Raw genomic sequence first — 1,282 nt, 5'->3', positions numbered from 1 at the left:
TACCTCGACTCCGAGAAGTACCAACTACGGCCCCGTGACTGGGAGTCCGCCGACACCATCGCCCCCCTCATCACCAAGCTCAACGCCGTACGGCGTCGCCATCCGGCGCTGCACCGGCTGCGGAACCTGCGTTTCCACCACACCGACAACGACGCCGTCATCGCCTACAGCAAGCGCGCCGGCCAGGACGTCGTGGTGGTGGTCGTGAACCTCGATCCGCACCACACCCAGGAGGCGACGGTCTCGTTGGACATGCCGCAACTGGGCCTGGCCCCGGACGCCTCCCTGTCCGTCCACGACGAACTGACGGGTGAGAGCTACACCTGGGGCGGGACCAACTACGTGCGCCTGGAGCCCGGCCGGGCCCCCGCGCACGTCCTCCACGTCCGGGCCACGCCCACCTCGCCGCAGATCGGAGAGTCGACCGCGCCATGACCGTCAACGAGCCCGTCCACGACACCTTCGAGGACACCCCGGTCAAGGACCGGCATCCCGACTGGTTCAAGAGCGCCGTCTTCTACGAGGTGCTGGTCCGCTCCTTCCAGGACAGCAACGGCGACGGCGTCGGCGACCTCAAGGGGCTGACCGCCAAGCTCGACTACCTCCAGTGGCTCGGCGTCGACTGCCTGTGGCTGCCGCCCTTCTTCAAGTCCCCCCTGCGGGACGGCGGTTACGACGTCTCCGACTACACGGCCGTCCTGCCCGAGTTCGGCGACCTCGCCGACTTCGTGGAGTTCGTCGACTCCGCCCACCAGCGCGGCATGCGCGTCATCATCGACTTCGTCATGAACCACACCAGCGACCAGCACCCGTGGTTCCAGGAGTCCCGCAAGGACCCCGAGGGGCCGTACGGCGACTTCTACATGTGGGCCGACGACGACAAGAAGTACGCCGACGCCCGGATCATCTTCGTGGACACCGAGGTGTCGAACTGGACCTTCGACCCGGTGCGGCAGCAGTACTACTTCCACCGGTTCTTCTCCCACCAGCCGGACCTCAACTACGAGAACCCGGCCGTGCAGGAGGAGATCCTGGGCGCCCTGCGCTTCTGGCTCGACCTCGGCATCGACGGGTTCCGGCTGGACGCCGTGCCCTACCTCTACGCCGAGGAGGGCACCAACTGCGAAAACCTTCCGGCGTCCCACGCGTTCCTCAAGCGGGTCCGCCGCGAGATCGACGCGATGTACCCGGACACGGTGCTGCTGGCGGAGGCGAACCAGTGGCCCGAGGACGTCGTCGACTACTTCGGCGACTACCGCAGCGGCGGCGACGAATGCCACAT

General features: G+C 67.2%; 1 protein-coding gene and 1 pseudogene. Both read left to right on the top strand.

Going from position 1 to position 1,282, the window contains the following annotated elements; all coding sequences use genetic code 11:
- A pseudogene (locus ABT296_RS38645) lies at positions 1 to 435 on the top strand (DUF3459 domain-containing protein); the annotation flags it as partial.
- A partial coding sequence (locus ABT296_RS38640; RefSeq protein WP_351934842.1) for an alpha-amylase family glycosyl hydrolase occupies positions 432 to 1,282 on the top strand: 851 nt, incomplete at its 3' end. The pseudogene ABT296_RS38645 and the gene ABT296_RS38640, both read left to right, overlap by 4 nt.

This window comes from Streptomyces sp. NPDC000983 (assembly GCF_040299205.1).
Taxonomy (GTDB): domain Bacteria; phylum Actinomycetota; class Actinomycetes; order Streptomycetales; family Streptomycetaceae; genus Streptomyces.
The sequence above is the reverse complement of the archived record's forward strand: the minus strand, read 5'-3'. Positions and strand labels throughout refer to the sequence as shown.